General features: G+C 73.3%; 22 protein-coding genes and 1 pseudogene. 17 read left to right on the forward strand and 6 right to left on the reverse strand.

The window, feature by feature from the left end; all coding sequences use genetic code 11:
- The first annotated feature begins 130 nt into the window (after positions 1-130).
- The 14 genes from B9S64_RS08290 to B9S64_RS08350 all read left to right on the forward strand — a co-directional run bounded on the left by B9S64_RS08290 (position 131) and on the right by B9S64_RS08350 (position 15,404).
- On the forward strand, positions 131-1,657 hold the full coding sequence (locus B9S64_RS08290; RefSeq protein ID WP_103491064.1) for a phage tail sheath family protein: 1,527 nt from the start codon (positions 131-133) through the stop codon (positions 1,655-1,657).
- 108 nt (positions 1,658-1,765) lie between these two features.
- A complete protein-coding gene (locus B9S64_RS08295) occupies positions 1,766-2,206 on the forward strand; it encodes a phage tail protein (RefSeq protein WP_028439982.1) in 441 nt (146 codons plus the stop codon).
- Positions 2,203-2,685: a hypothetical protein gene (locus B9S64_RS08300; RefSeq protein WP_103491065.1), complete on the forward strand. Its 483-nt coding sequence runs from the start codon at positions 2,203-2,205 to the stop codon at positions 2,683-2,685. The genes B9S64_RS08295 and B9S64_RS08300 overlap by 4 nt, the downstream gene beginning before the upstream one ends.
- Positions 2,682-2,840, forward strand: coding sequence for a DUF6760 family protein (locus B9S64_RS34355; protein WP_176723930.1), 159 nt, complete (start codon positions 2,682-2,684; stop codon positions 2,838-2,840). Before B9S64_RS08300 ends, B9S64_RS34355 begins: the two co-directional genes overlap by 4 nt.
- Before the next feature lie 4 nt (positions 2,841-2,844).
- The gene (locus B9S64_RS34360) at positions 2,845-6,060 is read left to right on the forward strand and encodes a hypothetical protein (RefSeq protein ID WP_109492011.1); all 3,216 of its coding nucleotides are present in this window, start codon (positions 2,845-2,847) and stop codon (positions 6,058-6,060) included.
- Between the two features lie 37 nt (positions 6,061-6,097).
- Positions 6,098-6,523, forward strand: coding sequence for a phage tail protein (locus B9S64_RS08310; protein ID WP_028439978.1), 426 nt, complete (start codon positions 6,098-6,100; stop codon positions 6,521-6,523).
- Between the two features lie 92 nt (positions 6,524-6,615).
- Positions 6,616-7,338: a LysM peptidoglycan-binding domain-containing protein gene (locus B9S64_RS08315; RefSeq protein WP_103489210.1), complete on the forward strand. Its 723-nt coding sequence runs from the start codon at positions 6,616-6,618 to the stop codon at positions 7,336-7,338.
- Complete coding sequence (locus tag B9S64_RS08320) at positions 7,335-9,074, forward strand: VgrG-related protein (RefSeq protein WP_103489209.1); 1,740 nt, start codon at positions 7,335-7,337, stop codon at positions 9,072-9,074. Before B9S64_RS08315 ends, B9S64_RS08320 begins: the two co-directional genes overlap by 4 nt.
- 49 nt (positions 9,075-9,123) lie before the next feature.
- Positions 9,124-9,444, forward strand: a complete 321-nt coding sequence (locus tag B9S64_RS08325) for a PAAR domain-containing protein (RefSeq protein ID WP_093527618.1) — start codon at positions 9,124-9,126, stop codon at positions 9,442-9,444.
- The gene (locus B9S64_RS08330; RefSeq protein ID WP_103489208.1) at positions 9,441-9,863 is read left to right on the forward strand and encodes a GPW/gp25 family protein; all 423 of its coding nucleotides are present in this window, start codon (positions 9,441-9,443) and stop codon (positions 9,861-9,863) included. Before B9S64_RS08325 ends, B9S64_RS08330 begins: the two co-directional genes overlap by 4 nt.
- The gene (locus B9S64_RS08335; protein WP_103489207.1) at positions 9,863-11,824 is read left to right on the forward strand and encodes a putative baseplate assembly protein; all 1,962 of its coding nucleotides are present in this window, start codon (positions 9,863-9,865) and stop codon (positions 11,822-11,824) included. The genes B9S64_RS08330 and B9S64_RS08335 overlap by 1 nt, the downstream gene beginning before the upstream one ends.
- Complete coding sequence (locus tag B9S64_RS08340) at positions 11,821-12,387, forward strand: phage tail protein (protein ID WP_103489206.1); 567 nt, start codon at positions 11,821-11,823, stop codon at positions 12,385-12,387. The genes B9S64_RS08335 and B9S64_RS08340 overlap by 4 nt, the downstream gene beginning before the upstream one ends.
- 460 nt (positions 12,388-12,847) lie before the next feature.
- On the forward strand, positions 12,848-13,597 hold the full coding sequence (locus B9S64_RS35390; RefSeq protein WP_103491683.1) for a zinc ribbon domain-containing protein: 750 nt from the start codon (positions 12,848-12,850) through the stop codon (positions 13,595-13,597).
- A gap of 112 nt (positions 13,598-13,709) precedes the next feature.
- Positions 13,710-15,404, forward strand: a complete 1,695-nt coding sequence (locus B9S64_RS08350) for a DUF885 domain-containing protein (protein WP_103491675.1) — start codon at positions 13,710-13,712, stop codon at positions 15,402-15,404.
- Positions 15,405-15,487: 83 nt separating this feature from the next.
- Here the strand turns inward: B9S64_RS08350 and B9S64_RS08355 are convergent, their stop codons facing one another.
- The 3 genes from B9S64_RS08355 to B9S64_RS08365 are packed head-to-tail and all read right to left on the reverse strand — an operon-like array spanning position 15,488 to position 19,487.
- Positions 15,488-16,027 carry a GNAT family N-acetyltransferase gene (locus B9S64_RS08355; RefSeq protein ID WP_103491676.1) on the reverse strand — a complete coding sequence of 180 codons (540 nt, stop codon included), beginning with the start codon at positions 16,025-16,027 and terminating at the stop codon, positions 15,488-15,490.
- Positions 16,020-17,303 carry an MFS transporter gene (locus B9S64_RS08360; protein ID WP_103491677.1) on the reverse strand — a complete coding sequence of 428 codons (1,284 nt, stop codon included), beginning with the start codon at positions 17,301-17,303 and terminating at the stop codon, positions 16,020-16,022. Before B9S64_RS08360 ends, B9S64_RS08355 begins: the two co-directional genes overlap by 8 nt.
- 9 nt (positions 17,304-17,312) lie before the next feature.
- The gene (locus B9S64_RS08365; RefSeq protein ID WP_103491678.1) at positions 17,313-19,487 is read right to left on the reverse strand and encodes a YcaO-like family protein; all 2,175 of its coding nucleotides are present in this window, start codon (positions 19,485-19,487) and stop codon (positions 17,313-17,315) included.
- Positions 19,488-20,145: 658 nt separating this feature from the next.
- On the opposite strand from B9S64_RS08365, the gene B9S64_RS08370 reads away from it, so the two are divergent.
- Entirely contained in the window at positions 20,146-21,129 is a 984-nt protein-coding gene (locus B9S64_RS08370) for a threonine/serine dehydratase (RefSeq protein WP_103491679.1), read from the forward strand.
- Positions 21,130-21,489: 360 nt separating this feature from the next.
- Here B9S64_RS08370 and B9S64_RS08375 read toward each other — a convergent pair whose 3' ends face one another.
- Together B9S64_RS08375 and B9S64_RS08380 are read right to left on the reverse strand one after the other, a co-directional pair.
- Entirely contained in the window at positions 21,490-21,840 is a 351-nt protein-coding gene (locus B9S64_RS08375; RefSeq protein ID WP_103491680.1) for a MerR family transcriptional regulator, read from the reverse strand.
- A gap of 22 nt (positions 21,841-21,862) precedes the next feature.
- Complete coding sequence (locus tag B9S64_RS08380) at positions 21,863-22,807, reverse strand: aldo/keto reductase (protein WP_103491684.1); 945 nt, start codon at positions 22,805-22,807, stop codon at positions 21,863-21,865.
- Between the two features lie 414 nt (positions 22,808-23,221).
- Here B9S64_RS08380 and B9S64_RS34740 point away from each other — a divergent pair.
- Positions 23,222-23,314, forward strand: a pseudogene (locus B9S64_RS34740) (DUF2267 domain-containing protein); the annotation flags it as partial.
- A gap of 63 nt (positions 23,315-23,377) precedes the next feature.
- Positions 23,378-24,199 (forward strand): APH(3'') family aminoglycoside O-phosphotransferase, encoded by an 822-nt coding sequence (locus tag B9S64_RS08385; protein WP_103491685.1) that lies wholly within the window; start codon positions 23,378-23,380, stop codon positions 24,197-24,199.
- A gap of 72 nt (positions 24,200-24,271) precedes the next feature.
- On the opposite strand, the gene B9S64_RS08390 is transcribed toward B9S64_RS08385, so the two are convergent.
- Positions 24,272-24,937, reverse strand: a complete 666-nt coding sequence (locus B9S64_RS08390) for a hypothetical protein (RefSeq protein ID WP_103491681.1) — start codon at positions 24,935-24,937, stop codon at positions 24,272-24,274.
- Between the last annotated feature and the right edge of the window lie 149 nt (positions 24,938-25,086).

Here is a 25,086-nt window from a genome sequence, read left to right on the forward strand (position 1 = left end):
CTCGCCCCGGCGGGGTTCCCCGGGAAGGCAGTGTCCTCTGCCCCGTGTCCAGGACCTTCGGACCTGTTCGCCGCCCTGACGGCCCGGTGAGACTCGGCAGTGACCGAGTGGGCCAGCTGAAGGAGCGAGCATGCCGTCGTACCTCACCCCGGGCGTCTACGTGGAGGAGGTGCAGTCCGGAGCACGGCCCATCGAGGGAGTCGGCACCGCCGTGGCCGCCTTCGTCGGCTTCGCGCAGACCGGCCCCTTCCACGAGCCGACCCTGGTGACGAACTGGGACCAGTACGTGCAGACGTTCGGCACGTTCAGCCCGGACACGTATCTGTCGCACGCGGTCTACGGCTACTTCGCCAACGGCGGCGGCACGGCCTACGTCGTCCGGATCGGCGGCCCCGCCCAGGGTGCGGAGCCCGAGGCGGGCGCACGGCCGGTGGAGCCGGTGGCGATCGGCGGTTTCCTGGTCGCGGCACGCCCCGGCGCCGGTACGGACCTCTCCGTGGAGGTCGCGGACGCGGAGGGCGAGAACCCGCCGGAGGACCGCTTCAGACTGCTGGTGCGGCAGAGCGGCAAGGTGGTGGAGACCTACGAAGCCTCCACCCGTAAGAGCGTCAAGGGCTACCTGGTCAACCAGGCGCGGGACTCCAAGCTCATCGAGGTCACCGAGCAGACGGGGGTGGCGCCCAGCCGTCCCGAGCGTCAGAGCGTCGGCCTCGCGTCGGCGCCCGCCCCGAACGCCGGGGTCGCCCGGCTCGACGCGGCCGAGTACGTGGGCGACGCGGCGGCCCGGACCGGGTTCGCCGGTCTGGAGGCGATCGACGAGATCACCATGGTCGCGGTGCCGGATCTGATGAGCGCGTACCGGCGGGGCGACCTGGACGCCGAGGGCGTCAAGACCGTCCAGCTCGCGGTGATCTCGCACTGCGAGCAGATGGGCGACCGGGTGGCCGTCCTGGACACCCCGCCGTCGATGAACGCGCAGCGGGTCCGTACCTGGCGCAACGAGGACACCGGGTTCGACTCGCGCTACGCCACCGTGTACTACCCCTGGGTCAAGGTGTTCGACCCGGCGAGCGGCCGGAACACGATGGTGCCGCCGAGCGGTCATGTCGCCGGAGTGTGGGCGCGCAGCGACGCCGAGCGGGGGGTGCACAAGGCCCCGGCCAACGAGGTCATCCGCGGGGCGGTGGACCTGGAACTGCGCCTGAGCAAGGGCGAGCAGGACCTGCTCAACCCGATCGGCGTCAACTGCGTCCGCGCCTTCCCCGGGCGCGGTATCCGGATCTGGGGGGCGCGGACGCTCTCCTCGGACCCGGCCTGGCGCTACCTCAACGTGCGGCGGCTCTTCAACTACCTGGAGGAGTCGATCCTGCTGGGCACCCAGTGGGTCGTCTTCGAGCCGAACGACGACCGGCTGTGGTCGAGCATCCGGCGCAACGTCACCGCCTTCCTCACCGAGGAGTGGCGCCGGGGCGCGCTCTTCGGCCGTACGGCGGAGGAGGCGTTCTACGTGAAGTGCGACCGGCAGAACAACCCGCAGGAGTCCATCGACCTCGGCCGGGTGGTCTGCGAGATCGGTGTCGCCCCGGTGAAACCGGCGGAGTTCGTGGTGTTCCGGCTCGCCCAGTTCTCGGACAGCACCAGCCTCGTCGACGAGTGACCCCCAGGGCCCACCGGCGGCCCGCCCACGGCCCGACAACGGTCGTACCCCGGCCTTTCAACAGCCTTCGGATCCACGGCCTTCGAACAGAAAAGGTGACAGAGAATCATGGCAGAGGGCGACGCTCTTTCCACCCATGTCTTCGGCGTCCAACTGGGCGGCTACCTCGTCGAGTCCATCCAGGAGATCAGCGGGATGACCGTCGAGGAGGAGGTCGTCGAGGTCCGCCAGGTGACCGCGGAGGGCAAGCAGATCATCCGCAAGCAGCCGGGCGCGCGTCAGGCCGGCGAGGTCACGATCACCCGCGGGCTCGACAAGAGCAGCGAGTTCACCACGTGGATCAAGGAGACCCTGAACAACGGGGCCGTCGACACCGCGCGGCAGAACCTCACGATCGAGATCAAGGACTCGACGGGCGACACGGTCCGGCGCATCCAGCTGATGCAGGGGTGGGCCAGCAAGTGGGAGGGCCCCTCGCTGAAGGCGGGCGAGTCCAGTGCCGCCACCGAGTCCGTGACCATCACCTTCGAGGAGATCGTGGTCGAATGAGGCGACGGACGGTCACGGCGGGCGGCCTGGACGAGATCCTCGACGCCACGGCTCCCGCCGCGCCCGCGGACCAGGCGTCCGCGCCGGCCCCGGCGCAAAACCGTCAGGAGCTGCGCACCGAGTTCGAGTTCGAGCTCCCGCGCGGTTACGTGGACGACGAGGGCACGGTGCACCGGCGGGGCACGATGCGGCTGGCGACCGCGCGGGACGAGCTGCGTCCGCAGATCGACCTGCGGGTCAAGGAGAACCCGGCGTATCTGAGCGTGGTGCTGCTGAGCCAGGTGATCACCCAGCTCGGCACCGTCACCGATGTGCACGCCGGGGTGGTGGAGCGGATGTACGCCACGGACGTGGCGTTCCTCCAGGACTTCTACCGGCGGATCAACAGCGAGGGGCACACGCACGCCGCGGTGACCTGTCCGCTGTGCCACGGCTCGTTCGAGGTGGACCTCTCCGGTGGGCGCCTGGGGGAATCGTGACGTACGCGCTTCCCCGGCTGCGGGAGGAGATCGCGTACGTCGCCTACCACTTCCACTGGCAGCTCGAAGACATCCTCGACCTCACCCATGGCGAACGCCAGCAGTGGGTGAGGGAGATCGCGCGGATCAACACCCGTGCCAACGAAGGTGGTTGATCGTATGGGCTTCGGTGCCTGGTTCCGGCGGGAGGAGCGCCGCAGGGCGGCACCCGTCCCGCCGGAGGCTCCCGGCGGCTCCGGCGGGCCCGCGGAGGCCGTCCCGGGTACCGTCGGCGCGGGCGACGACGCCCGGGGCGCGGACTGGGACGGCGGCTGGCAGCGGGTCGCGCCGCCCACGGTGACCGTGGCACGGTCGTCGATCGGGGTCAGCGACGGGCTCCGGTTCCGTTCGGGGCTGGCGGCCTGGCAGAACCCCGCGTTCGGCGGCGAACTCGGCCACGCGGTGCTGCCGTCCGCGCCGGTCGGGCTGATCCACGGGGTGGCCCGTCCGGCCGCCCCGGCCCCCGCGACGTCCCGGGGCGGCCCGCTGCTGCTGCGCGCGGTGGCCCCGGAGCCGGAGGCCGGGGCGGCACCGCCCGCCGCGGGCCCGGCGGTGCCGGCCGTACGGAAGAGCCCGGCGCGGTCCGCGCGGCGGGCGGACGGGACAGGGCATACGGAGACGGCCCGGCCCGGTACGCCCACGCCGCCCGCACCGGGCCGGCCCGGTGGTGCCCCGGTGTCCGGAGCCCGGCCGGAAGCCCCTCCGGAGGCCGGTCCGGCGACGGTCCGGCGGACGGCGTCCGGGCAGGGAAGCCGGGGCGCGGAAGCCGGCCGGGGAACCGCCTCGCGCGTCCCTGTGGCAGCCTCACGCACCCGGCCCGAGGCCGACGCGGACACCGGGCGGGCAGCGGCCGGGGCAGTCACCGGCGGCCCGGAAGCCGGTCAGGGACCACGCACCCCTGGGTCGCTGCCGCGCACCCGGCCGGCCGCCGTGCGCCCGCACCCGAGCCGCCCGTCCCTGGTCGTGGCGCGGCGCCCGGTGATGGCCGTACGTCAGGTGTCGGCGGTCCCGGCGGCGGTGGACCGGATCAGGGCGGCCGCCCCGGCGACCCGCCCGGAACCGGCCGCCCAGGACTCCGCACCGGTCTCCGGGAACACCGGCGACGCGCCCCGCACGTCCGGTGACAGCCGCCGGGGCTCCTCGTCGCCCACCCGACCACGGGACGCCTCGTCGCCCGCGCCTCAGGGCGGACCGGAGGGCGGCGGTGTCCGGCGGAGCGCCGACACCGACACCGCCCAGGGCCGTACCGCTCCGCGATCCGAGGCGGTCCGGCCGGCGCTGGGCGCGCCCTTGCGCCAACTGCCTCCCGAAGCCGTGCCCATGGCCCCGGGAGACCGGGCGGCGGGCGGCTCCGGTGCGCCGGGGCGGGACGCGGCGGGCCTGCCGGTCCTGCAACGCTCGGTGCCCTCCAACCCTTCCGCCTCTCCGGCCCCGGCCCCCACTGCGGGTGCCTCTCCTGCCCCGGCGGCGCGACAGGGCTCCGCACGCCCGCAGCCGGGCCCCTCGTCACCGACCCCACCCGCCGCCCGCACCGGACGTACAGGCCCCGACAAGGGACGTACGGACGCCGAGGGCACCCCTTCCGGAAGCTCGGCGAGCCCCCGGTCACCCCGTACGCCCGCCGACCGATCGCGGCAACACGGGGGCATCGGCGCCCCGTTGGCGGCGCTGCCGCCCACGGCCGCCCCCGCGACCGGCCCCAGGCCCCCCGCCGCCGCCCGGACCGCACCTCCGGCGGGTCCCGCCTCCGCCGCCCCGGCACCGGCCCCGCTGCTCGGCGCCGGACGCCCGGTGCGGCGCCGGACGGGCCCCGCGCCCGGGGTGGATCCGGGGGCGCCGGACGGACCGGGCACGAGCCCCGCGTCCGGGCCGTCCCGCCCCGGTGAGACCGTCGCCATGCCGGTGCGCACGCCCGACGGGGCGTCCGGGTCCTCCCCGTCCGCCGGGGCGCCCGCCGCCGTACAGCGGGCTGCCCAGGCGGGCCCAACCGGTGCCACAACGCCCGGAGTTCGGCTCCCCGGCGCCGACGAGCACCCCGCCGGTCCAGGCCCGGCCGCCCGGACCGGGACCGGAGCGCACCGGGCCCCCGGCCCGCGTACTCCGGACGCCTCCGCCCGGAACCGGCGCGACGGCAGCGGCCCCGCCGCCGTGGCCGGGGCGACGACGGCACCGGCCCTCGGCAGTTCCCTGGCCGACCCCGGCCGCGCTCCGCTGCCCACCGTCGTCCAGCGCTCGCGGTCGCTGCTCGCGGACCGGCCGCTGAGCGTCAGCACCGGGGCGGGCGAGGGATTCTCCGCACTACCCGCGCCCCCCGGAGCCTCCCGCCCGGTCGTCACGCCCTCCTGGCGGCGCGACACCCCGCCCGCACCCGCGGCAGGCTCCCCGGCACCCCAGCCGTCACCCAATCCCGGGTCCTCCTCGACGCCCCCGCAGAGGACACCACCGTCGAGAACGCCACCGAAGACTCCCCCGCCGAACCGGCGAACCGCCCCGGACGAGCGCCGGACGCGGGGCGCCGGACGGAACGACCCGCCGCGCACCGCCGCGCCCCCGGCACCCGCCAGGACCGGGCTGCTCCGGCGCGTCCAGCGCGCCCGTACGACCACGCCGACCCCCGTCAACGCGCCCGCCGCGCCCGCCACTTCCGGCGGGGAACCGGTGGCCGGCCGCACGGGAAGGGCGGACGCCCGGGGCTCCGTCCGCGCGGAGCGGGTCCCGTCAGTCCGGCAGGCGTACGGCTCCCCGGCGGCCGCACGGCCTCCCCTGCCCCCTGCGGTCCCACCGGCCCCCGCAGGAGCCGCACCGGGCGGGACGGGCTCCCCCGTCCCCGTCGTACGTCCTCATCCGCCGTCTCCCTCCGGCGGCGCGGGGCCCGTCGTGCCGGTCCAGCGGCTCCCGATGCCGGTGACCGACGGACCCGCCCGGCCGACCGCTGCCGGGCCCTCGACGGCTCCCGCCTCAGCTCCGCTCCCCGCCGTCCGGGCGGCCACCCCCCGCGCACCGGCCCAGGCTGCCGGGGCCGCCTACCCGGATCCCGTCCCGCCGCCTCCCCGGGTGTCGGCCGCCACCGGTGCGGCATCGCGGGCGGCCCTCCAGCGCGCGGTCTCCGACGCCGGGATCGGCGGGGTTCCCGTGACCGCCGTCCCCGCCAGGCCCCCGGCCGCACCGGCCAGGGGCCGGCCGGCCCAGGAGGCGCGGACGTCCGCACCACCGGCCCCCGGCCCGGACATGGAGGAACTCGCCCGCAAACTGCTCGAACCGGTGAGCCGGCTGCTGCGCGCCGACATGCGCCGCGGCCTGGAACGCACCGGGCGGCTGTACGACGGCCGGCGCTGACCGCGGCCCGCACGGAACGGCATAGGGAGAGAAGCGGATGACGGACAACATCTTCGCGACGAGCGTGTTCTTCCGGCTCGTCATCGGAGGCACCGACCTGGGGGCCTTCCACACCTGCTCGGGTCTCGGGGCCGAGGTGGAGATGGAGCAGTACGCCGAGGGCGGCAACAACGGCTTCGCCTGGCAACTGCCGGGACGCATCACCTGGACCAACATCACGCTGACCCGCCCGGTCACCGCGGACACGACCAAGATCGCACGCTGGCTGAACGAGATCATCCAGCGCGTCGAGCCCAAGGACGGCGAGATCGTCGCGCTCAGACCGGACCTCAGCCCGATCATCAGCTGGCAGGTGCAGGGGATCGTGCCGGTCCGGTGGCAGGGTCCGTCGTTCGATCCGGCGAACTCCCAGGCGGCCGTCGAGACCCTGGAGATCGCGCACGAGGGGCTGAGCCCGTCCTGACAGACCCGTCCCCGATGCACCCTCCCCCGACGCACCCGCCCCAGACCCACCGCACACAGAGCCACCGGACCGCTCCCGGAAGGAGGAACCGCATGTCCCCCCTCGCCCGCAGCAGCAGGGCCCGCGCGCAGCTGACCATCATGGAACCGCCCGCGACGGTCGGGGCCCGGCCGGGCGGCAGCCTCGCCCAGCTCACGTTGCAGTTCAACCCCGCCACCCTGTCGCTGAGCAAGAGCACCGAGTGGCGGCGCACCCCGTCACGGATGGCCGGACAGTCCGCCCTGCCCGAATTCGTCGGCAGCGGGCCGCGTTCGCTGTCCCTGGAGGTCTTCCTCGACGCGACGGCCACCCATGACAACTCGGTGGAGCAGGCGGTGGAGCAGCTGATGACCGCGTGCGTGCCGACGCCCAGCAGTCTGGCGAGCAAGACGCCCGCGAGCCCGTGGGTCCGGTTCGACTGGGGTACGTCGAGGACGACGTCGTTCGACGGGGTGATGTCCAACCTCTCGGTCTCGTACACGCTGTTCGACGTCGACGGCAAGCCGTTGCGCGCCACGTGCTCCCTGTCCATCGAGGAGGCCAGCGTCGATCCGGCGGGCCAGAACCCCACCTCGGGCTCGCGTGAGGCACGCCGTACGCACCGGGTGGTGGCGGGCGACAGTCTGGCCCTGCTGGCCTGGCGGGAGTACGGCGACGCCACCCGGTGGCGCGTGATCGCCGAGGCCAACGACATCGACGACCCCATGACGCTCACCCCCGGTACGGAACTGGTCGTGCCCGCCACGGACGAGCCGGCAGCCAAGGAGTTCGGATGATCACCGGAGCCAGGTCGTTCGCGGCCGACCCGATCGTCGAGGCGCCCGGCGAGCTGCCGCCCGTGTGGGTGGCCCAGTTGGTGAGCTGTGTGGTCGACGAGAACGTGAACCTGCCGGACATCGCCCTGCTCACCTACCGCGACCCGAACTACGAGCTGCTCACCGCCACCGGGATCACCCTCGGCACGCCGCTGAACGTCTCGGTGGTGACGGTGGAGGACCGTGCGCGGGAGCGGCTGTTCACCGGCGAGGTGACGGCGGTCGAGCTGGACAGCGACTCCACCGGCACGTTCACCGTGATCCGGGCCTCGTCGAAGGCGCACCGGCTCCAACGCGGCCGTAGGGTACGGGCGTTCCGCGACATGCGGACCGCCGACATCGTGCGCCGGGTGGCGGCGGGAGCCGGTCTGGCCTGCGGCCGTGTCGAGGCCCCGCCGATCACGCACCAGCAGCTCACCCAGGCCAACGTCTCGGACTGGGAGTTCCTCCAGCAGCTCGCCGCGGAGAGCGGCGCACGGGTGCGGCTGGACGACAAGGGGCTGCTGGAGTTCGTCAAGCCCGAGCCCGCCTCCGGCGGCAGCCCGGTCGAGCTGGTCCGCGGGGACAACCTGCTGGTGCTGCGGGCCGTGCTGACCGGTGCGGAGGGCGCGGACGACGTCGAGGTGCGCGGCTGGAACGTCACGACGAAGAAGCCGCTGGTGGCCAGGGAGCCGTCGGTGCGGAGTACGACCGTGGTACCGGGGCTGAGTCCCTCGGTGGTCGGGAAGGCGTTCGGCTCGTCGGCCCGGACGACCGTCGCGGACACCCCGTACCGCACGCAGGCGGAGACCGCGGCCGTGGCGGGCGCCGCGGCGGCTGCGGTGAGTGCCGGTTTCGGCGAGATCGAGGCCGTCGCGAAGGGCGACCCCAAACTCCGGGCGGGGGAGCCGCTGGTGCTGGCCACCGCCGGTGCGGCGTTCTCCGGGCGCTACACGGCGACGGCGGCGCACCATGTGCTGGAGCCGGACGGCGGCTACCGTACGACGGTCCTGGTCAGCGCGGCCTCCGACCGTTCGCTGGCCGGTCTGGCGACCGGGGGCAACGCCCCGGCCCGTGGCCCGCGCCTGCCGGGCCTGGCGATCGGTGTCGTCACCGACGTGCGTGAGGACGGCTCCGAGCGTGGCTGGGTGCGGCTGACCTTCCCGTGGCTCGACGACGCGTACGTGACCGACTGGGTCCGTACGGTGCAGTGGGGCGGCCAGGGCGGCGGCGGGGTCTTCAGCCCCGAGGTCAACGACGAGGTGCTGGTCGGCTTCGAGCAGGGGCTGCTGGACAGCCCGTACGTGCTGGGCGGCCTCTACAACGGGGTGGACAAGCCCTCGGCGCACGACGTCCCGCTGGTGGACGCGGCCAGCGGGAAGGTCAACCGCCGTTCCCTGGTGTCGCGTTCGGGCAACCGCCTGGAGCTGCTGGACGCCCCGCGCGGGCCGTCCGGTGTCCGGCTGGCCAGCGGCGACAAGCGGCTGGAGGTGATGCTGGACGAGCGGCGGGACCGGATCGAGCTGACGGTGTACGGGCCCGGCGGCACACGCCCGTCGAGCTCCGTGACCCTCTCCCCCACCGGCATCACCCTCGACGCGGGCACCGGGGACGTGACCATCAACGGCCGCTCGGTGAAGGTCAACGGCACGGCGGACGTCACCGTGAGCGGCGGTCTGCTGGCCGTCCTGAAAGCCAAGCTCATCCGTATCAACTGACCTGTGTGGTGCCCGATATGGACCCGTACCGAACCAAGGAGGAGCGACGATGCCAGCCGCGGCCCGCATGGGCGACACCACCGTCCACGGCGGAACCCTCGGCACTCCGCCGCCGGGTGCCGCGCTCGCCGTCGCCAGTGTGCTGATCGGCGGCCGGCCGGCGGCCGTCACCGGCAGCCTGCACGTCTGCGTGGTGCCGCCGCACGCGGCGCTGGGGCCGGGCAACGTCGTCATGCCGAATCCGGCCGCCGCGCTGACCGGTGTGGTGCTGATCGGCGGGCTGCCCGCCGCCCGCGTGCGCGACACCACCACCTGCGGGGCGGCCATCCTGACCGGCGCGCCGAACGTGCTGATCGGGGGCCCGTTGTGAGCGGGCACTTCATCGGACGGGGCTGGGGCTTCCCGCTGCGGGTGGGGCCGACCGGCGGCATCGCCATGGTCGAGCGCGACCGGGAGATCGAAGAGGCGATCCGGCTGGTGCTCGGCACCGCGCCGGGTGAGCGTCCGATGCGCCCGGAGTTCGGCTGCGGTATCCACGACTACGTCTTCGCGCCCGGCGACGGCGCCACGGCCGGGCGGATCGCGCACGAGACGCGGACCGCGCTGGAGCGCTGGGAACCGCGTATCGAGGTGACCGACGTGGTGATCGCCTTCGACACGGTCGACGAAGGCACCCTCTACATCGATGTGCGGTACACCGTGCGCTCCACCAACGACCTCCGCAACCTCGTCTTCCCCTTCTACACGATCCCGTCCTCGGAGGGCTCCGAGGACGCAGGAGTAGGCTGATGGCACTTCCCTCACCCCATCTGGACGACCGGCGCTTCCAGCAGTTGGTGGACGAAGCGAAGCGGTACGTCCAGCAGCGGTCGCCGGAGTGGACCGACCACAACGTCTCGGACCCCGGGGTCACCCTCATCGAGACCTTCGCGTACATGGTCGACCAGTTGCTGTACCGGCTGAACCGGGTGCCGGAGAAGAACTACGCGGCGTTCCTCGACCTGATCGGGGTCACCCTGTTCCCGCCGTCCGCGGCGCGGGCCGACGTCGACTTCTGGCTCTCCGCGCCGCAGACCGAGACGGTGCGTCTGGCGGCGGGCACCGAGGTGGCCACCGCCGGCGGCGAGACGCGGGAGTCGGTCGTCTTCTCCACCGTCGAGGACCTGCCGATCGTGCCGAGCGCCCTGGTCCGGCTGGTGACCGCGCCCGCGTCCGGCGGCCAGAGCGACCGGACGGGGCAGCTCGCCTCCGGGGCGGACATCCCGTGCTTCCAGCCGCGGCCGGCCCCCGGGGACGCGGTGCTGTTCGGGCTGCCCACCGCCGTACCGCGCTGCATCGTCGCCGTACGGCTGGACAGCAGGGTCGAGGGGGTGGGCGTGGACCCGCGGCAGCCTCCGCTGGTGTGGGAGGCGTGGGACGGGGCCCGCTGGACGCTGTGCGAGACCGGTACCGACACCACGGGCGGGCTGAACCGGCCCGGTGAGGTGACCGTGTTCGTGCCGGGCGCGCACACCGCCTCGGTGGTCGCCGGCCACCGGGCGGGATGGCTGCGCTGCCGCGTCGTGGACCCGGCCGCCGGACAGCCCTTCTACTCGGAGTCCCCGACCGTCCGTGAGGCGGAGGTCTTCACGGTCGGCGGCACCACGGCCGTCGAGCACGCCGAGGTGGTCCACGACACGCCGCTCGGTGTGTCGGCGGGGGTGGCGGGGCAGCGGTTCGTGCTGAGCCGCCCGCCGCTGCTGCTGGACGGCGACCCGCCGGTGGTGGAGGTGTCCTCCGCCGACGGCTGGCAGACCTGGACGGCGGTCGAGCACTTCGGCGCCTCCTCGCCCGGCGACCGGCACGTACGGATCGACGCCACCTCCGGCGAGTTCGCGTTCCCGCCCGCCGTCCGCGAGGCGGACGGCACGATGCGCGCCTACGGGGCGGTCCCGGGCAAGGGCGCCCAACTGCGGGTCCCCCGCTACCGTACGGGCGGCGGGGCGGCCGGCAACGTCGCCCGGGGCGCGATCTCCGTGCTGCGCAGCTCCGTGCCGTACGTCGCCGGGGTCGAGAACCGGGAGGCGGCCCGCGGCGGGGTGGACGGCGAGAGCGTGGAGAACGCCAAGCTGCGGGCGCCGCAGGTGCTACGGGTCCAGGAGCGGGCGGTCACCGCCGAGGACTACGAGATCATCGCGGCCCAGGCCGCCCCCTCGGTACGCCGGGTGCGGTGCCTGCCCGCCGTGCCCGCCGAACCGGGCGCGGTCCGCGTCCTGGTGGTGCCCGACGCGGTCCCGGACGAGGGCGACCGGCTGCGGTTCGAGCAGTTGATCCCCTCCGACCAGGTGCTCTCGGCGATCGCCGGACGGCTGGACGAACGCCGGCTGGTCGGCACCCGGCTGGTGGTGGAGCCGCCGGCGTACCAGGGCGTCACGGTGGTCGCCCGGCTGGTGGCGGCGCCCGGCGAGGTGGACCGGGTGCGCGAGGACGCGCAGACCGCGCTGTTCCGGTACCTCGACCCGCTGCGCGGCGGCGGGGACGGCACCGGCTGGCCGTTCGGCAGGCCCGTGCAGTACGGCGAGGTGTTCGCCGTACTCCAGCGGGTGGAGGGGGCCCAACTGGTCGAGGAGGTACGGCTGTTCCCGGCCGACCCGGTCACCGGCCGGCGCGGGGCGCCGGTCGACCGGATCGACGTGGCGCGCAACGCGCTGGTCTTCTCCTACCAGCACCAGGTGGTCGTCACCGCGGCCGAACCGGACGGCCTCTCATGACCAGGTCCGCCGTTCCCGGCCTGCCGACCCGCTACCCGATCGGGGAACTGCTGCCCGCGATCTACGCGGACGACGACCTGGCGCAACGGTTCACCGCGGGGCTGGACACCGTCCTCGCCCCGGTGCTGTCCACCCTGGACAACCTCCCCGCCTACTTCGACCCGGCCCTGACACCAGGTGACTTCCTTCCGTGGCTGTCGTCCTGGGTCGGGGTGGACGTCGCCGAGGCCTGGCCGGAGGAGCTGCGGCGGGCCGTCGTCGTCCGCGCGGTCGAACTGCACCGCGGGCGCGGCACCCGCCGGGGCCTGGCCGAACGCCTCTGGCTCTGCTTCGGCGTGCACGCCTCCGTCGAGGACGGCGGAGGCGCCGCCTGGTCGTCCGTGGCGAACACCGAGCTGACCGGGCCGCCGCCCGGCGAACTCCTGGTCCGGGTCTGGCCGGTGCGCACGGCCGAGGTGGACGAGGCGCAGGTCCTGGACGTGGTCAGGGCGTCGTGCCCGGTCCATCTCACCTGCCGGGTCGAGGTACTGCCCGGCCCACCCGACGACCAGAGAGAGGCCTGAAACCATGCGCTCATGTCCGGCGTGCGGGTCGGCGAACGGGGACAACGACGACTTCTGCGGGAACTGCGGGTCGTACCTGGGCTGGTCGCGGGAGCCGGCGGGCGGGGCGGGGGCCGACGGGCAGCCGGAGGCTGGGGCGGGGGCCGATGGGACGGGGTCCGATGGGGCCGGGTCCGGGGGGCCGGGTCCGAGCGGGCCGGGACCGGGCGGGTCGGCTTCTGCCCCCGCCGCTCCCGCTCCCGGGCCCGCTCCCGCTCCCGCACCGACCGCCCCTCCCACGCCCCCCGCCGTACCCCCGGAGGCCCACGGCCCCAGGACCGGAACCAGCAGCGGGGCCAGGACCGGGACCAGCGCGGAAACGGGTCCCGGCGGCACCCCCGCCCCCGAAACCGTCCCCGCAGCCGTACCCACCCCCGCCCCCGAGCCCGCCCCGGTCCTGCCCGTCCAGCCTGCGAAGCCGGTGGCCCAGCGCCCCGTCGTGCGGCCGGTCACGGTGGAGGAGACCCCGGACGGCCCGCCGTGCCCGGCCTGCGGCACACCGAACCGGCCGGACCGGCAGTTCTGCCGCCGCTGTGCCGCCCGGCTCCGTACCACCGCCCCGGTGGCCGCCCTGCCGTGGTGGCGCACGATATGGCCGCTACGGCGCCGGGTGGGGAACGGCTCGGACGGCCGGTGGCTGCGGCGGACCCTCCTGCTGCTGGTTGTGGCCGGGCTGCTCGTGGCGGGCTTCCTGCTGGTCCCGGCCGGCCGGTACGTCGTCGAGGACGTACGGGACAAGCTCGGCGGCACGGCGGCGGTCGGCACGGCCGACGTCACCGCCAGCGCCGAGGCACCCGGCCACCCGGCGACGGCGGCCACGGACGGGATCACCAACACGTACTGGGGCACGCCCGCGCTCGACGCCTCGCTGACGTGCACCTTCCACGACCCGTTCCGGCTCGTGGGTGTCGTGGTGCACACCGGCGCCTCGAAGGAGCCCAAGGTGTTCCGGCGTACCGCACGCCCCACCCGGGCCGAACTCCGGGTCACCACGGCGGACGGCGACGTGGACACCCGGACGCTGACCTTCGACGACAGGCCAGGACGCCAGGAATTCCGGATGGGCATCAGCGACGTGGTCTCGGTCCGGCTGATCCTGCGGGACGCGGCCGGCCCGGTCGGCGAACAGCCCATCGCCCTGGGGGAGGTCGAGTTCTTCCGCCGCAGCTGACGGCGGACCGTACGGCGAAGACCGCGCACGGGGGTACGGGGAGCACGGGAAGTACGAGGTGTACGGGGCGTTCTCGCTGACACCGTGGTCGCATCCGTACCAGGATGGTTCCATGTCCCACTCCACCGCACCTCACGGCAGTCAACTTCCCCGCCAGGTCGCCGACGCCTATGTCGACGCCCTCGTCGAACTGGACCCGATCACCGGTACCTTCCTCGGGGTCCCGGAGAGCGCCGACCGGCTCACCGACTTCTCGCCCGCGGGCCAGGAGGAGATGGCCCGGCTCGCCCGCACCACCCTGGAGCGGCTCGCCGCCGCCGAGGCCACGCCCGGCGGGGACGCCGTCGCCGAGCGGCGCTGTGCCCGGCTGCTCCGCGAGCGGCTCACCGCCGAACTCGCGGTGCACGAGGCGGGCGAGGGGCTGCGGACGGTCAGCAACCTCAGCTCACCGCTGCACCAGGTCCGCACGGTCTTCACGATCACCCCCGCCGACACCGAGGACGACTGGGCGGCGATCGCCCGGCGGCTGCACGCCGTGCCGGAGGCGCTGGCGGGCTACCGGGCCTCCCTGGACGCCGGCCTCCAGCAGAAGCTTCCGGCAGGCCCGCGCCAAGTGGCGACCGTCATCGACCAGTTGACGGACTGGATCGGTACGGACCGCAGCTGGTTCGAGCAGTTCACCGAGTCCGGGCCCGAGGGCCTGCGCGACCGGCTCACCGAGTCCGCCGCGGTGGCCACCGGTGCCCTGGTGGAGCTGCGCGACTGGTTCCGGGACACCTACGCCCCCGCCGTGGAGGGCGCCCCGGACGTCGTCGGCCGGGAACGCTACGGCCGCCTCGCGCGCTACTACAACGGCACGGACCTCGACCTGGACGAGGCCTACGCGTACGGCTGGGCCGAGTTCCACCGCCTGCTCGCCGAGATGCGGTCCGAGGCGGGGAAGGTGCTGCCGGGCAGCGAGGACCCCTGGGAGGCGCTGGCCTGGTGCGACCAGCACGGCGAGGCCGTCGAGGGGGTCGAGGAGACCCGGCAGTGGCTCCAGTCGCTGATGGACGAGGCCATCGACACCCTGGACGGCACGCACTTCGAACTGGCCGAGCGGGTGCGCCGGGTGGAGTCGTGCATCGCCCCGCCGGGCAGCGCCGCCGCCCCGTACTACACCGAACCGTCGCTGGACTTCTCCCGGCCCGGCCGGACCTGGCTGCCGACGATGGGCGAGACCCGCTTCCCGGCCTACGACCTCGTCACCACCTGGTACCACGAGGGCGTGCCCGGCCATCACCTCCAGCTGGCCCAGTGGGCGCACGTCGCCGACAGCCTCTCGCGGTACCAGACCACCGTGGGCATCGTCAGCGCCAACGCCGAGGGCTGGGCCCTGTACGCCGAACGCCTCATGGACGAACTGGGCTTCCTGACCACGGCCGAACGGCGCCTGGGCTTCCTGGACGCGCAGATGCACCGGGCCATCCGGGTCATCGTCGACATCGGGATGCACGTGGGCCTGGAGATCCCGGCGGACTCCGCCTTCCACCCGGGTGAGCGCTGGACACCGGAGCTGGCGCAGGAGTTCCTCAGCGGGCACAGCAGCCGTCCGGCGGACTACATCGAGAGCGAGATCATCCGCTACCAGGGCATGGCGGGCCAGGCCATCGGCTACAAGCTCGGTGAGCGGGTCTGGATCGAGGGGCGGGAGGCGGCCCGCGCCCGGCACGGCGCGGACTTCGACCTCAAGGCCTGGCACATGGCGGCCCTGTCGCAGGGCTCACTGGGCCTGGACGACCTGCTGAGCGAGATCTCGGCGCTCTGAGCCACCCGGGCGCTGTGCGGGGCCCACGCGCCCTCCGCCCGCCCGTGGCGTCGGGTCACGGGCGGGCGGTCACGGGCGGGGCGTCAGGCGGAGGGCGGTCCCGGCCGGGGCGTCAGGCGGAGGGCGAGGAGGTCCACGCCGTCCGGGGGCCCGGTGAGTTCGCCGGCCTTCTGCCAGCCCCAGCGGCGGTACAGCTCGCGCGCCGGTGCCTTGTTCGACGAGGCGAGCACGGCATACGGCTCGGGCCGGTCGGCGAGCAGCAGGTCCAGCAGCTCACGCCCGTGCCCACGGCCCCGTAACTCGGCGACGACCGCCAGTTCGTAGACGTAGAACACCGGCCGCCGCAGCCACCCCGGCGCGGGGGCGGCCGCCCGTGGGTGCCACCATCCCTCCTCGCGGCGCACCCCGTACGCGAAGCCGCCGAGCGCACCGTCACCGGGCACGGCGGGCGTGGCGGGCACCGAGGTCACGGAGAAGCCGGGCAGCGCCGCGTGCGCGAGGAGTTGCTCGGCGAACCCGTCCGCGGCCGCCGCGTCCTCGTGGTACGGCGCCTCGCGGTAGACCCGGTGGTAGATGTCGCGGAACTCCTCGGGCCGACGTAACCCGGTCGCGCGGTCAGCCATGGACGGTGTCCCTCTGGACGTCGGCGGGCAGTACGCGGCCGAGCCGGTGCAGTACCACGACCGCCGAGAGGCAGCAGAGGCCGAGCATGAGCCACGGCAGGACCGGTCCCTTCACCAGCAGCCAGGTGAAGACCGTGGGTGCCATCACCCGGGCCACTCCCCACATCAGTTCCTCCAACCCCAGGTAACGGCCCCGCAGATGCTCGGCGGCGATCGCGACGATCATCGCACTGCTGGTGGGTGCCTGGAGCAACTCCGCGACGGTGAAGACGACCATTCCCAGGGCGAGTCCGGCGAAGGCGACCTGGCTGTGCCCCCCGGGCACCGCCGCGAACATCGCGAAGGAGACGACGAACAGGACCGCCGCCACCTGGAGCACCCGGGGCCTGCGGTACCGCTCGACCCCCTTGGCCATCGCGGTCTGCGCCAGCACCACCAGTGCGGTGTTGATCGCGAACAGCGCGCCCGGCTGCCAGGCGGGCAGCCCGCGGGCCTCGATCACATAGGCGGTCAGCAGCACGGTCAGCGCGAGGTCGCACAACGCGAACACCCAGACCGTGGCCAGGAATCCGAGGAACGCGCGGTCGGCGAGCACGTCACGGTAGCCGCCACGCCGCCGGTCCGGACCGTCACCGGCCGGGGTCGGGCCGTCGGCGGCCGGGACCTGGCCCCCGCCGGAGGGGACCGGGACGGCACTCCGGCGCCAGGCGGCGACGAGCCCGGCCGCCAGGAGGAACGACACGGCGTTGAGCACCACCACGAGGGTGTAGCCGTTGGTGCCGCCCCAGCCGACGAGCACACCGCCGAGCAGCCCGCCGACGCCGAACCCGACGTTGCGCAGCATCCGGTCCATGGCGTACCAGCGGGCCCGCTGCCCGCCGTCGGCCACCTGGGCGACCAGCGCGGCGACCGCGGGCCGGAACTGGCTCTCGCCCCACATGGTGACCGTGACCAGAGCGACCAACTGCCAGGGCACATCGGTAAAGACGTAACCGGCGAAGGTCAGTACGCGGATCAGGTTGCTCGCGACCACCACCCGCCGGGGTCCGATCCGGTCGATCAGCGGGCCCGCCAACGGGCCCGCCGGCAGCGACAGGAGGGCGGCGACCGACAGCATCAGGCCGACCGTGGTCAGCTCGATGTCCTTGGCCCGGTGGAAGTAGACGACGGCGAACGGCAGGAAGAGCCCGGTGCCCAGGGCGTCGACGACCTGCGCGACGATCAGCGGGGCGCGCCCCCGGGTGTTCGGCAGGCCGAGTGTCTCGATGACGGTCATCGGCGCCCCTCACGCATGGGGCAGCGGAAAGACATTGAACTCCTCCTCGGCCAACGGCCGTGTATGCCAGCCGAGTCGCACTCCCGCCCGGCTGATCCGTCCGTCGCCCCACATCGGCGTCCCGGCGGGGAAGTTCGAGACGAGGCCGGGTACGAGGGTGTGGGCGGCGCTGAACCCGGCCGCCTCGACGTCACAGGTCGTCAGGTCCACGCTGATCACCTCGAAGCCCCGGTCCTCGACGCGTTCGCGGTAGGCCGCGAGGCGCCGTTCCGCGAGGGCGGGGAGCCCGTCCCAGGAGCGGGTGGGAAGGTCCAGGATCCAGGGTGCGACCCGCTCCCCGGCACGGGGGTCGAGGTGGAGCTGCTGCTGGCACAGCAGGTCGCGGACATCGGAGAAGTCCGCGCGGTAGGAGTCGAGGTAGCGCCGGTCCGTGCGGTGCGGCTTGAGGTTGTCCAGGTGCGGCAGCTCCGCCTGACCGTCTGTCAGCGCCTTCTCGTCGTCGAGGTAGTGGCAGGTGTGGTGCAGGGTGAATCCCTCGGCGAGCGCCTTCTCGGCGGCGTCCTGGGGGTCGGGCCGGGTGGCGAAGCCGAGGGTCAGCCAGGAGGTGGCGCGGTCGCGTACGGCGGCGGCGATCACCGGGACGCCGAACTCGTTGTCCAGGTGGATCAGGGTGACGGCGTAGGCGTCCAGGCTGTCGGCGACGAGGTCGCGGATCCGGTCAGGCACCGGCAGCCGGGGAAGGCGGGCGGCGTTGGCCCACCACAGCATGGTCGTGTCGCGCTCGATCACCTCTTCGAGTCCGGAGGTGACGGCGTGCTCCTCACTCACCCCGGCGGCCACACCGGCCACCAACGGGTCGGAGTAGGCCACCGGATCGTGCTCCCCGTGGGCGACCAGGAAGGCGGGGACCCACACCGGTGCGTCGGTCGTCCACGAACGGCCCTCGACCCAGGCGCACTCGGCATCCGTGGTCAGCGGCGCGAAGGGGAAGCCCTCGGTGCCGTACTGCCGCCGCGAGTACAGATGCAGCCGGCGCGGGTCCAGGGCGGGCACCCCGGCCCTGCGGAGCCGGTCGTAGCTGCCGTGCCTGAGGCGGTCGTCCGGCAGTCTGCTGCCGCAGTAGCGTTCGACCGCCTCCCCGACCGCGCTGCGGCGGGCCGTGTCGAAGTCGGTCCATGAGGTGCCGAACGCCTGCCGGTCGTTGGGCCAGTCCGCGACGCGCCGCATGTCGGCGACATCGACCGCGCACACCCGCAGCCGGCTGGGCATGCCGGGTGACGGGGCGATCTCCTGGACTCCGGTGACCACGCCCACCTGCTCGTCCACGAGCAGGTCCGCCTCGGCGTCACCGCGCACCACGGGCCGGGGCCGGGTCGGCACCGGCAGCACGGTGCGGCTGGTCCGGCCGAGGTAGCGCGGGTCGAGGTCCGTCTCCTCGACGGCCGCCTCACCCGTCACCCAGCGCTCCAGGCAGGCGGCGGCCTGCGCGGATATCCAGCGGGCGTCGCCGCCCCGGAGGCGGGGGCGGTCCGGTTCCGGGGCGGCTCTCATGGCCTCGACCACCCTGGGGTCGTGTGCCGCGCAGATCCGGCGGTCCAGCACGTCCGCGAAGTCGGCCGTACGCCCGGGTGTGATCGCCGGGCCGAGCACCGCCCGGCCGCGTTCGCGGCGCAGCGGCAGCCAGCGCAGGCCGATGCGGGCGCACACCGCGTCGATGCGGGCCAGCTCGGAGTAGGCGGGGTGCGCGAAGGCGGCGACGAGCACGGTGTCGTGGCCGTGGCCGTCGAGGGCGGAGAGGTCCTCGGGGGCCGGCTCGACGCACGCGTAACCCGTGGTGCTCAGAGCGTCGGTGAGCGGTCCGGTGAGCATCGGTGAGCCGGTGAGGAGGACCCGGGTGCGCGCCGTCCGCGCGGCCCGTTCGGCCTCCTCGGTGGGCCGGGCCGGGCGCAGACAGCCGTCGCCCTGGAGGACGTCGACCACTTCGGCGTATTCGGGAGCCATTCCCGCCAGCAGCTCGGAACGGGTTACGGTGCCGTCGCAGCGTGCGGCCCACGCACGGAACTCGGGGCCGGGGGCGGAAATGTAGAACTGCCCGCCGTTCGGGGTGACAAGAAAGCACATGTCCTGCGCCAGGTCGTAGATCTCCACATCCACGATTTCCAAGGTGGTGCCGTCCGCTGGCATGTCATCCCCCGTCGAATGATCCCGTCCCGTGATCGCGTCGCACGCGCGTCCCTGGCGCGCGGGCCACGGCCCCGGGACGCGCCCCGGGGCCGTGGCGGCCGGCCTCAGAGGGCCGGTGTCACTTGGTGACCGAGCGGTTGTGCACGACGGCCCGGTTGTGCACCACGGCGCGGTTGTGAACGACGGCACGGTTGTGCACCACGGCGCAGACGACGTTGGTCTTGACGGCCGAAATCATGGAAATACCTCCCAGTTCGCTGTCAGATACCCGGAAGACGGTACTGCCGCGCGGCACTGCCGCCTACGTGAATCAGTCATGAACTCGCGTGATTAATTCACAGGCCAATTCCGGCCCCCTGTCGGGAATGCAGCGTATTACAGGAACTGAATTCCGGCGTCCGGATGTCATGGCAGAACCGGAACCGGACATGCCCGCACAACAACGCCTGGGCGACGGGGAGACCGGGCGGACGGCGAGGCGTGCGAAGTGGTGGAGCAGGCGAAGGCCCGCAGGCCCGGTCGACCGGCGCCCCACACCCTCACGAACGGCCGGATCGACATACCGGATACGCCCCACCAGCACACTGCGACAAGATGGTGATACGAGCTCTGAGCACCTGGTCACATGGCTGAGGGGCAGCCCTTAGGCTGCTGTCCCGTGCAGAAGACGCGCCTGGACACCGCTCGGATCCGAGCAGCTCGCCGGACCATCGACCCGGTATTCCTCGACACACCGCTGTACCGCTGCGAAGCGCTGGAGCCCGTGCTCGGGTGTGCGGTGAGCCTCAAGCTCGAAACAGCGAACCCGGTCCGTAGCTTCAAGGCCCGGGGCACCGAGGTGGTCGCGAGCCGACTCGCCGAAAGCGGTTCGCGAGCCGTGGTGTGCGCGAGCGCGGGCAATCTGGGGCAAGCTCTGGCCTGGTCCGGTCGCGGCCGGGGACTCGACGTCACCGTCGTGGCGTCCCGATTCGCGACCGTGGCCAAACTTGATCGCATCCGTGCACTGGGCGCCAGGCTGGAGCTGGTGGACGGCGACCACGAGGTGGCTCGCGAGCGGGCCACGGTCATCGCGCGGCGCGAGGGCATTCGACTGGTCGAGGACAGCCTGGACATCGAGACCTGCGAGGGCGCGGGGACCATCGGTCTGGAGCTGGCGGACTCCGCGCCGTCGTTCGACGCCGTCCTTGTAGCGCTCGGCGGCGGAGCGCTGGCCACCGGTGTGGGTCATGTGTTGAAGGCCCTGACGCCCGGGGTCGAGATGATCTGCGTCCAGCCGCTGGGGGCACCGGCACTGACGTACTCCTGGCTCCAGCGGCGCGTCGTGAACACCGACTCGGCCGACACCATCGCCGACGGCGTCGCCGGCCGGTGTCCCATCCCGGCGGTCCTGGACGATCTGCTCCAGGTCGCCGACGACGCCGTCCTGGTCCGGGAGGCGTCGATCATCGCCGGCATGCGCACGCTCCTCGACCATGCCGGCCTCGTCGTGGAGCCATCGGCCGCGCTCGGCGTCGCGGCGGTTCTCGAAGACCGTGACCGCTTCGCCGGCCGGCACGTGGCCACCATCGTGTGCGGCAGCAACGTCGACATGAGCGCGTATCACCGCTGGGTGGGTGCCGGCCATCCGCCAGAGGGCCTGTAGCACGTACGTCAGCTCAGGTGCCGGTCTCTGCCGTTCGCGGGCACGGGGACGGCCTTCGGCTTGCTTCCACGAGTCGGGCAGCGGGTCGAAGAAGACGCCCGGTCCCGCGAAAGGAGCTGTCCAGGGGGACTCCGATACCGCGCCGCACCAGGCACGACAAGATCAGCTCACCCGCTCCCACGGTTACGGGACAGCCGTCAGGCGACGCAGGGCCTCGCGCTCCATACGTGAGAGGTCGTTGAGGAGCGAACCAGCCTGCACAAGGAACCGCACGCTGGAGCCCGCACTGACCGGTGGGTGTCGTTCCGGCGGGTCGTGCCCGACACGTCGTACGCGTCGAGGCACCGGCCGACGCCTCGCTCAGCTGTAGTAGGCGATTTTGTCGTCGAGGACCTCCACCGCCCGGGACAGCGCCGTGATGCGCTGCTCCAAGGCGGCACGGCGCTCGCGGAGAAAGGCGACCCGGTCCTGGTCGGAATGGTCGGCGCGCAGAATGGCGACGAAATCTCGCAGGTCCGCGATGCCGAGGCCGGCCTCACGAAAGCATGTGACCAGACCGATCCAGAAGACATCGTCCTCGGTGTACTGCCGGTGCCCGCCGGGGGAGCGTTTGATCGGGCCGATCAACCCCTCACGCTCGTAGTAGCGCAGCGTGTCAAGGGAGACACCGGTCCGGTCGGCAACGGCCGCCGGAGTGAGGAACGTGGTCATCGGGTCCCCTCCCTGACCGCTGTTACCGCGCCTCGGCGAAGCGCGCGAGGTGCTCGTCACCGAGCCGCACATGGCATGCGGCGAGCGCCTCCTCGATCTGCTCCACCTGGCTCGCGCCGACGATGGGGTCGATCCCCTGCCGCATCAGCCACGCGAGGACGACTTGGTTCCTCGTGGCCGACAGCTCTCCGGCCGCGTCCTCAAGGACCGCGAGCACCCGGCCGTTGCCGGGGTGATCATAAGTCGGCGGAAGCGGTTTGTCCCGGCGCACATAGGAACCCCACATCAGCGAGGTGTACGACCACACGCTGAGCCCCTCCGACCGCGCGAAGTCCAAGTCCTCGTCGGCGAGCAGCCGATGACCTGCCTCCGTAAGGAGAGTGAGTGGGCGCGGCTGGACCAACGAGTACCGCAACTGCAGGGCTGTCCACGGCTCGACGCCCTGCTCCCGGGCCAGCGACCGAGCACGCTCGACGCGCCAGGCGGCATGATTGGCCGCCCCGACCTGCCGAGCCGCTCCCTTCGCGACCAATGCCCCGAAGGCGCCGACGGTCTCCTCCAGCGGCACGGCGCGGTCCTCGGCGTGGGCCCAGAGGAGATCGACGTGATCGACTCCGAGACGCCTCAGGCTGTCCTCGACACCGGTCTGTACGGCACGGGCGGAAAGGCCTTCGGCGCTCTGCGGCCAGGAGTGCGGGACGAGCGGATTCTGCCGGACCTTCGTCGCGATCCGCACCACGTCGCGCGCACCGGGGCGGGCACGGAGCCACGCTCCGATGACCCGCTCGCTGGCACCGCCGACGCCGCTCGAATCGGCCCAGAAGGAGTAGCAGTTCGCGGTGTCGAGCCATACACCCCCGCCGGCGACGAAGCGGTCGAGGATCGCGAAGGCGTCGTCGGCGTCGACGCGGGTGCCGAAGTCCATCGTGCCGAGGACGATTTGGGGGCTGGTGATGGTGAGGTCCATGCCCACCATGCTCCGACCTGGTGCGCACTCCAGGTCAAGCGCGGTCGCGAAGAAGCGTCGCGCGCCGGGCGGAACGCGGTCCGGGTGGCGGACACACGAGACGACGTGCCCACCGACGGCGACCCTGTCGAGCGGCCGCACGGATCACGTCGGCCGCCCGCCACAGTGCGAGTCGTGCGCGGGACGACACCCACGCCGTCCCTGCCGCTGTCCGGTCGCACACCCGGGCCTCCCGGGAACCGCCGGTCCTTTCGGCGGCCCAAGGGCCCTTCCGGCCCCCGCCCGTTCTCCCGGGCGGAGGCTGACCGGGCTGCTGTCGCGGTCTGCTGAGTGGGTGTCAGGGCGGTGTGAGGGCGTCGAGCCGGTCGGCGAGGTGCGGGTGGACGGCGGCCAGACGGAAAGGCGTACGAACGGATGCTGGAGAAGGTCCGCTACGAAGGCGCCTACCCCACCCGCGAGAAAGCCGAGGAAGCTGTCCGTCTGGTCCTCGCGGGACTGGGACGCCGGCGGGACGCACCCTCCTGCCTGGGGAACGACACCGGCGCGACGGCCCCGCTTAGGGTGGTCGCCATGTCCGATCGCCGCAGAACTCAGACCATGTCGCCGGCGCTGCTCGGCGTGGCTGACGGTGACTGGTCGCGTGTCACCGCGGGTGAGTCGGGAGCGACCGTCTTTCGCAGCGCGGACGCCACTCGGTACGCCAAGTGCGTGCCCGCCGCAGATGCGGCCGACCTGGAAGCCGAGCGCGACCGGACGGCCTGGCTGAGCGGTCAGGGTGTGCCTGGTCCCCGCGTGCTCGACTGGCGGTCCGGTGACACCGGGGCCTGTCTGGTGACAAGTGCCGTCCCGGGCACACCCGCTGACCAGGTGTCCGCCGAGGACCTGCGGACCGCCTGGGCACGGATCGCGGACGCGGTCCGCCGACTGCACGAGGCGCCGGTGTCCCAGTGCCCCTTCCGCCGGGACCTGGACACCATGGTCACCATGGCGCGGGACGTCGTGGCCCGTGACGCCGTCAACCCCGAGTTCCTCCCCGTCGACCAGCAGCAGACCCCCACCACGGAGTTGCTGGACCGCCTCACCCGGCAGGTCTCACGGCGACGGGCGCAGGAAGCGGCCGACACGGTCGTCTGCCACGGGGATCTGTGCCTGCCCAACATCATCCTCGACCCGCAGACCCTCGACGTGTCGGGCTTCATCGACCTGGGCCGCCTCGGACGGGCCGACCGCCACGCCGACCTGGCGCTGCTGCTCGCCAACGCGCGCGAGACATGGCCCGACGAGGAGCGGGCTCAAGCCGCGGACCTGGCCTTCGCCGAGAGGTACGGCACCGCCCTGGACCACGACCGCCTGCGCTTCTACCTCCACCTCGACCCGCTCACCTGGGGCTGATCGACTCCCCGGGGATCAACGGGCGTCGGTGGCACTCACCCGGTCCACCGCATCGCCGCGCGGGACGCGGTTCTACCTTCTTCGCAGCGCCGAGGGCAGGTACAGCACCACCGCCACCACGATCGCCACCAGGTGTTCCTTTCCCGCCAAGTTGGGTTTGACGACCATCTCGACCAGCATGGCCGCGACCACCAAGGCGGCGGTGAACCACGCGCGGAAGCGGAGGCAGAGGAAGACCGTGAGTCCGACGACGGCACCCGACGGGCCGGTGTCGACGACCAGGGCGTCGTCCGCCGGGAGTCCGAGCGCCCCGCCCGGACCGATCGCGAGGCCCAGCCGGGCGTACAGGGAACCCGCCAGCGTGCAGACGTAGGCGATGAACAGCGTCCGTGGTCGGCCCAGCGTGATCTCCGCGATCCCGAAGGCCAGGAGTACCTGGACCAGCGCGCCCCACACCGGCAGATCGGCGGCCGGCACGAACAGCGACAGCGGAAGGCGCAGAAGCGCGAGCCACCAGGGGTCCGCCGCCCGTACGAATCCGATGTCCTGGACGAGTCCGTAGCCCCAGTACCCCTTGTGCTGCTGGGCCACCTGGAACAGCACGATGAGGCAGAGCGCCGTGAGCGTCAGAGGGATCGCTCGCAGCCCCCGGCCGGCGATTCCGGAACGTACGGCCGCCCGGACGGGGCCCCATTCCCGCTGCGCGAAGAGGGTCACGATGCCCACCGGACGCCGCATCAGGAACCGCTGTGTGCGGGGCGGGGGGCTCGGCCCGTCCGTCGTGCGCGGTCCCCGGGCAGATGCCCGGCCCTCCCGAGGCACGCGGGGAAAGCACACGCCGGACCGGCGGGGGTCAGTTCCCCGCGCGGGGAGCCGGGCACAGGGTT

The organism is Streptomyces sp. SM18 (genome assembly GCF_002910775.2).
GTDB classification, from domain to species: Bacteria; Actinomycetota; Actinomycetes; order Streptomycetales; family Streptomycetaceae; genus Streptomyces; species Streptomyces halstedii.

What these genes read in the sequence shown, in the direction of transcription:
- B9S64_RS08310 (WP_028439978.1), top strand. Translation starts at nt 6,098, where the DNA reads ATGACGGACAACATCTTCGCGACGAGCGTGTTCTTCCGGCTCGTCATC.
- B9S64_RS08290 (WP_103491064.1), top strand. Translation starts at nt 131, where the DNA reads ATGCCGTCGTACCTCACCCCGGGCGTCTACGTGGAGGAGGTGCAGTCC.
- B9S64_RS34360 (WP_109492011.1), top strand. Translation starts at nt 2,845, where the DNA reads ATGGGCTTCGGTGCCTGGTTCCGGCGGGAGGAGCGCCGCAGGGCGGCA.
- B9S64_RS08385 (WP_103491685.1), top strand. Translation starts at nt 23,378, where the DNA reads ATGTCCGATCGCCGCAGAACTCAGACCATGTCGCCGGCGCTGCTCGGC.
- B9S64_RS08355 (WP_103491676.1), bottom strand. Translation starts at nt 16,027, where the DNA reads ATGGCTGACCGCGCGACCGGGTTACGTCGGCCCGAGGAGTTCCGCGAC.
- B9S64_RS08295 (WP_028439982.1), top strand. Translation starts at nt 1,766, where the DNA reads ATGGCAGAGGGCGACGCTCTTTCCACCCATGTCTTCGGCGTCCAACTG.
- B9S64_RS08350 (WP_103491675.1), top strand. Translation starts at nt 13,710, where the DNA reads ATGTCCCACTCCACCGCACCTCACGGCAGTCAACTTCCCCGCCAGGTC.
- B9S64_RS08320 (WP_103489209.1), top strand. Translation starts at nt 7,335, where the DNA reads ATGATCACCGGAGCCAGGTCGTTCGCGGCCGACCCGATCGTCGAGGCG.
- B9S64_RS08380 (WP_103491684.1), bottom strand. Translation starts at nt 22,807, where the DNA reads ATGGACCTCACCATCACCAGCCCCCAAATCGTCCTCGGCACGATGGAC.
- B9S64_RS08300 (WP_103491065.1), top strand. Translation starts at nt 2,203, where the DNA reads ATGAGGCGACGGACGGTCACGGCGGGCGGCCTGGACGAGATCCTCGAC.
- B9S64_RS08375 (WP_103491680.1), bottom strand. Translation starts at nt 21,840, where the DNA reads ATGACCACGTTCCTCACTCCGGCGGCCGTTGCCGACCGGACCGGTGTC.
- B9S64_RS08360 (WP_103491677.1), bottom strand. Translation starts at nt 17,303, where the DNA reads ATGACCGTCATCGAGACACTCGGCCTGCCGAACACCCGGGGGCGCGCC.
- B9S64_RS08325 (WP_093527618.1), top strand. Translation starts at nt 9,124, where the DNA reads ATGCCAGCCGCGGCCCGCATGGGCGACACCACCGTCCACGGCGGAACC.
- B9S64_RS08315 (WP_103489210.1), top strand. Translation starts at nt 6,616, where the DNA reads ATGTCCCCCCTCGCCCGCAGCAGCAGGGCCCGCGCGCAGCTGACCATC.
- B9S64_RS08335 (WP_103489207.1), top strand. Translation starts at nt 9,863, where the DNA reads ATGGCACTTCCCTCACCCCATCTGGACGACCGGCGCTTCCAGCAGTTG.
- B9S64_RS08365 (WP_103491678.1), bottom strand. Translation starts at nt 19,487, where the DNA reads ATGCCAGCGGACGGCACCACCTTGGAAATCGTGGATGTGGAGATCTAC.
- B9S64_RS08390 (WP_103491681.1), bottom strand. Translation starts at nt 24,937, where the DNA reads ATGCGGCGTCCGGTGGGCATCGTGACCCTCTTCGCGCAGCGGGAATGG.
- B9S64_RS08340 (WP_103489206.1), top strand. Translation starts at nt 11,821, where the DNA reads ATGACCAGGTCCGCCGTTCCCGGCCTGCCGACCCGCTACCCGATCGGG.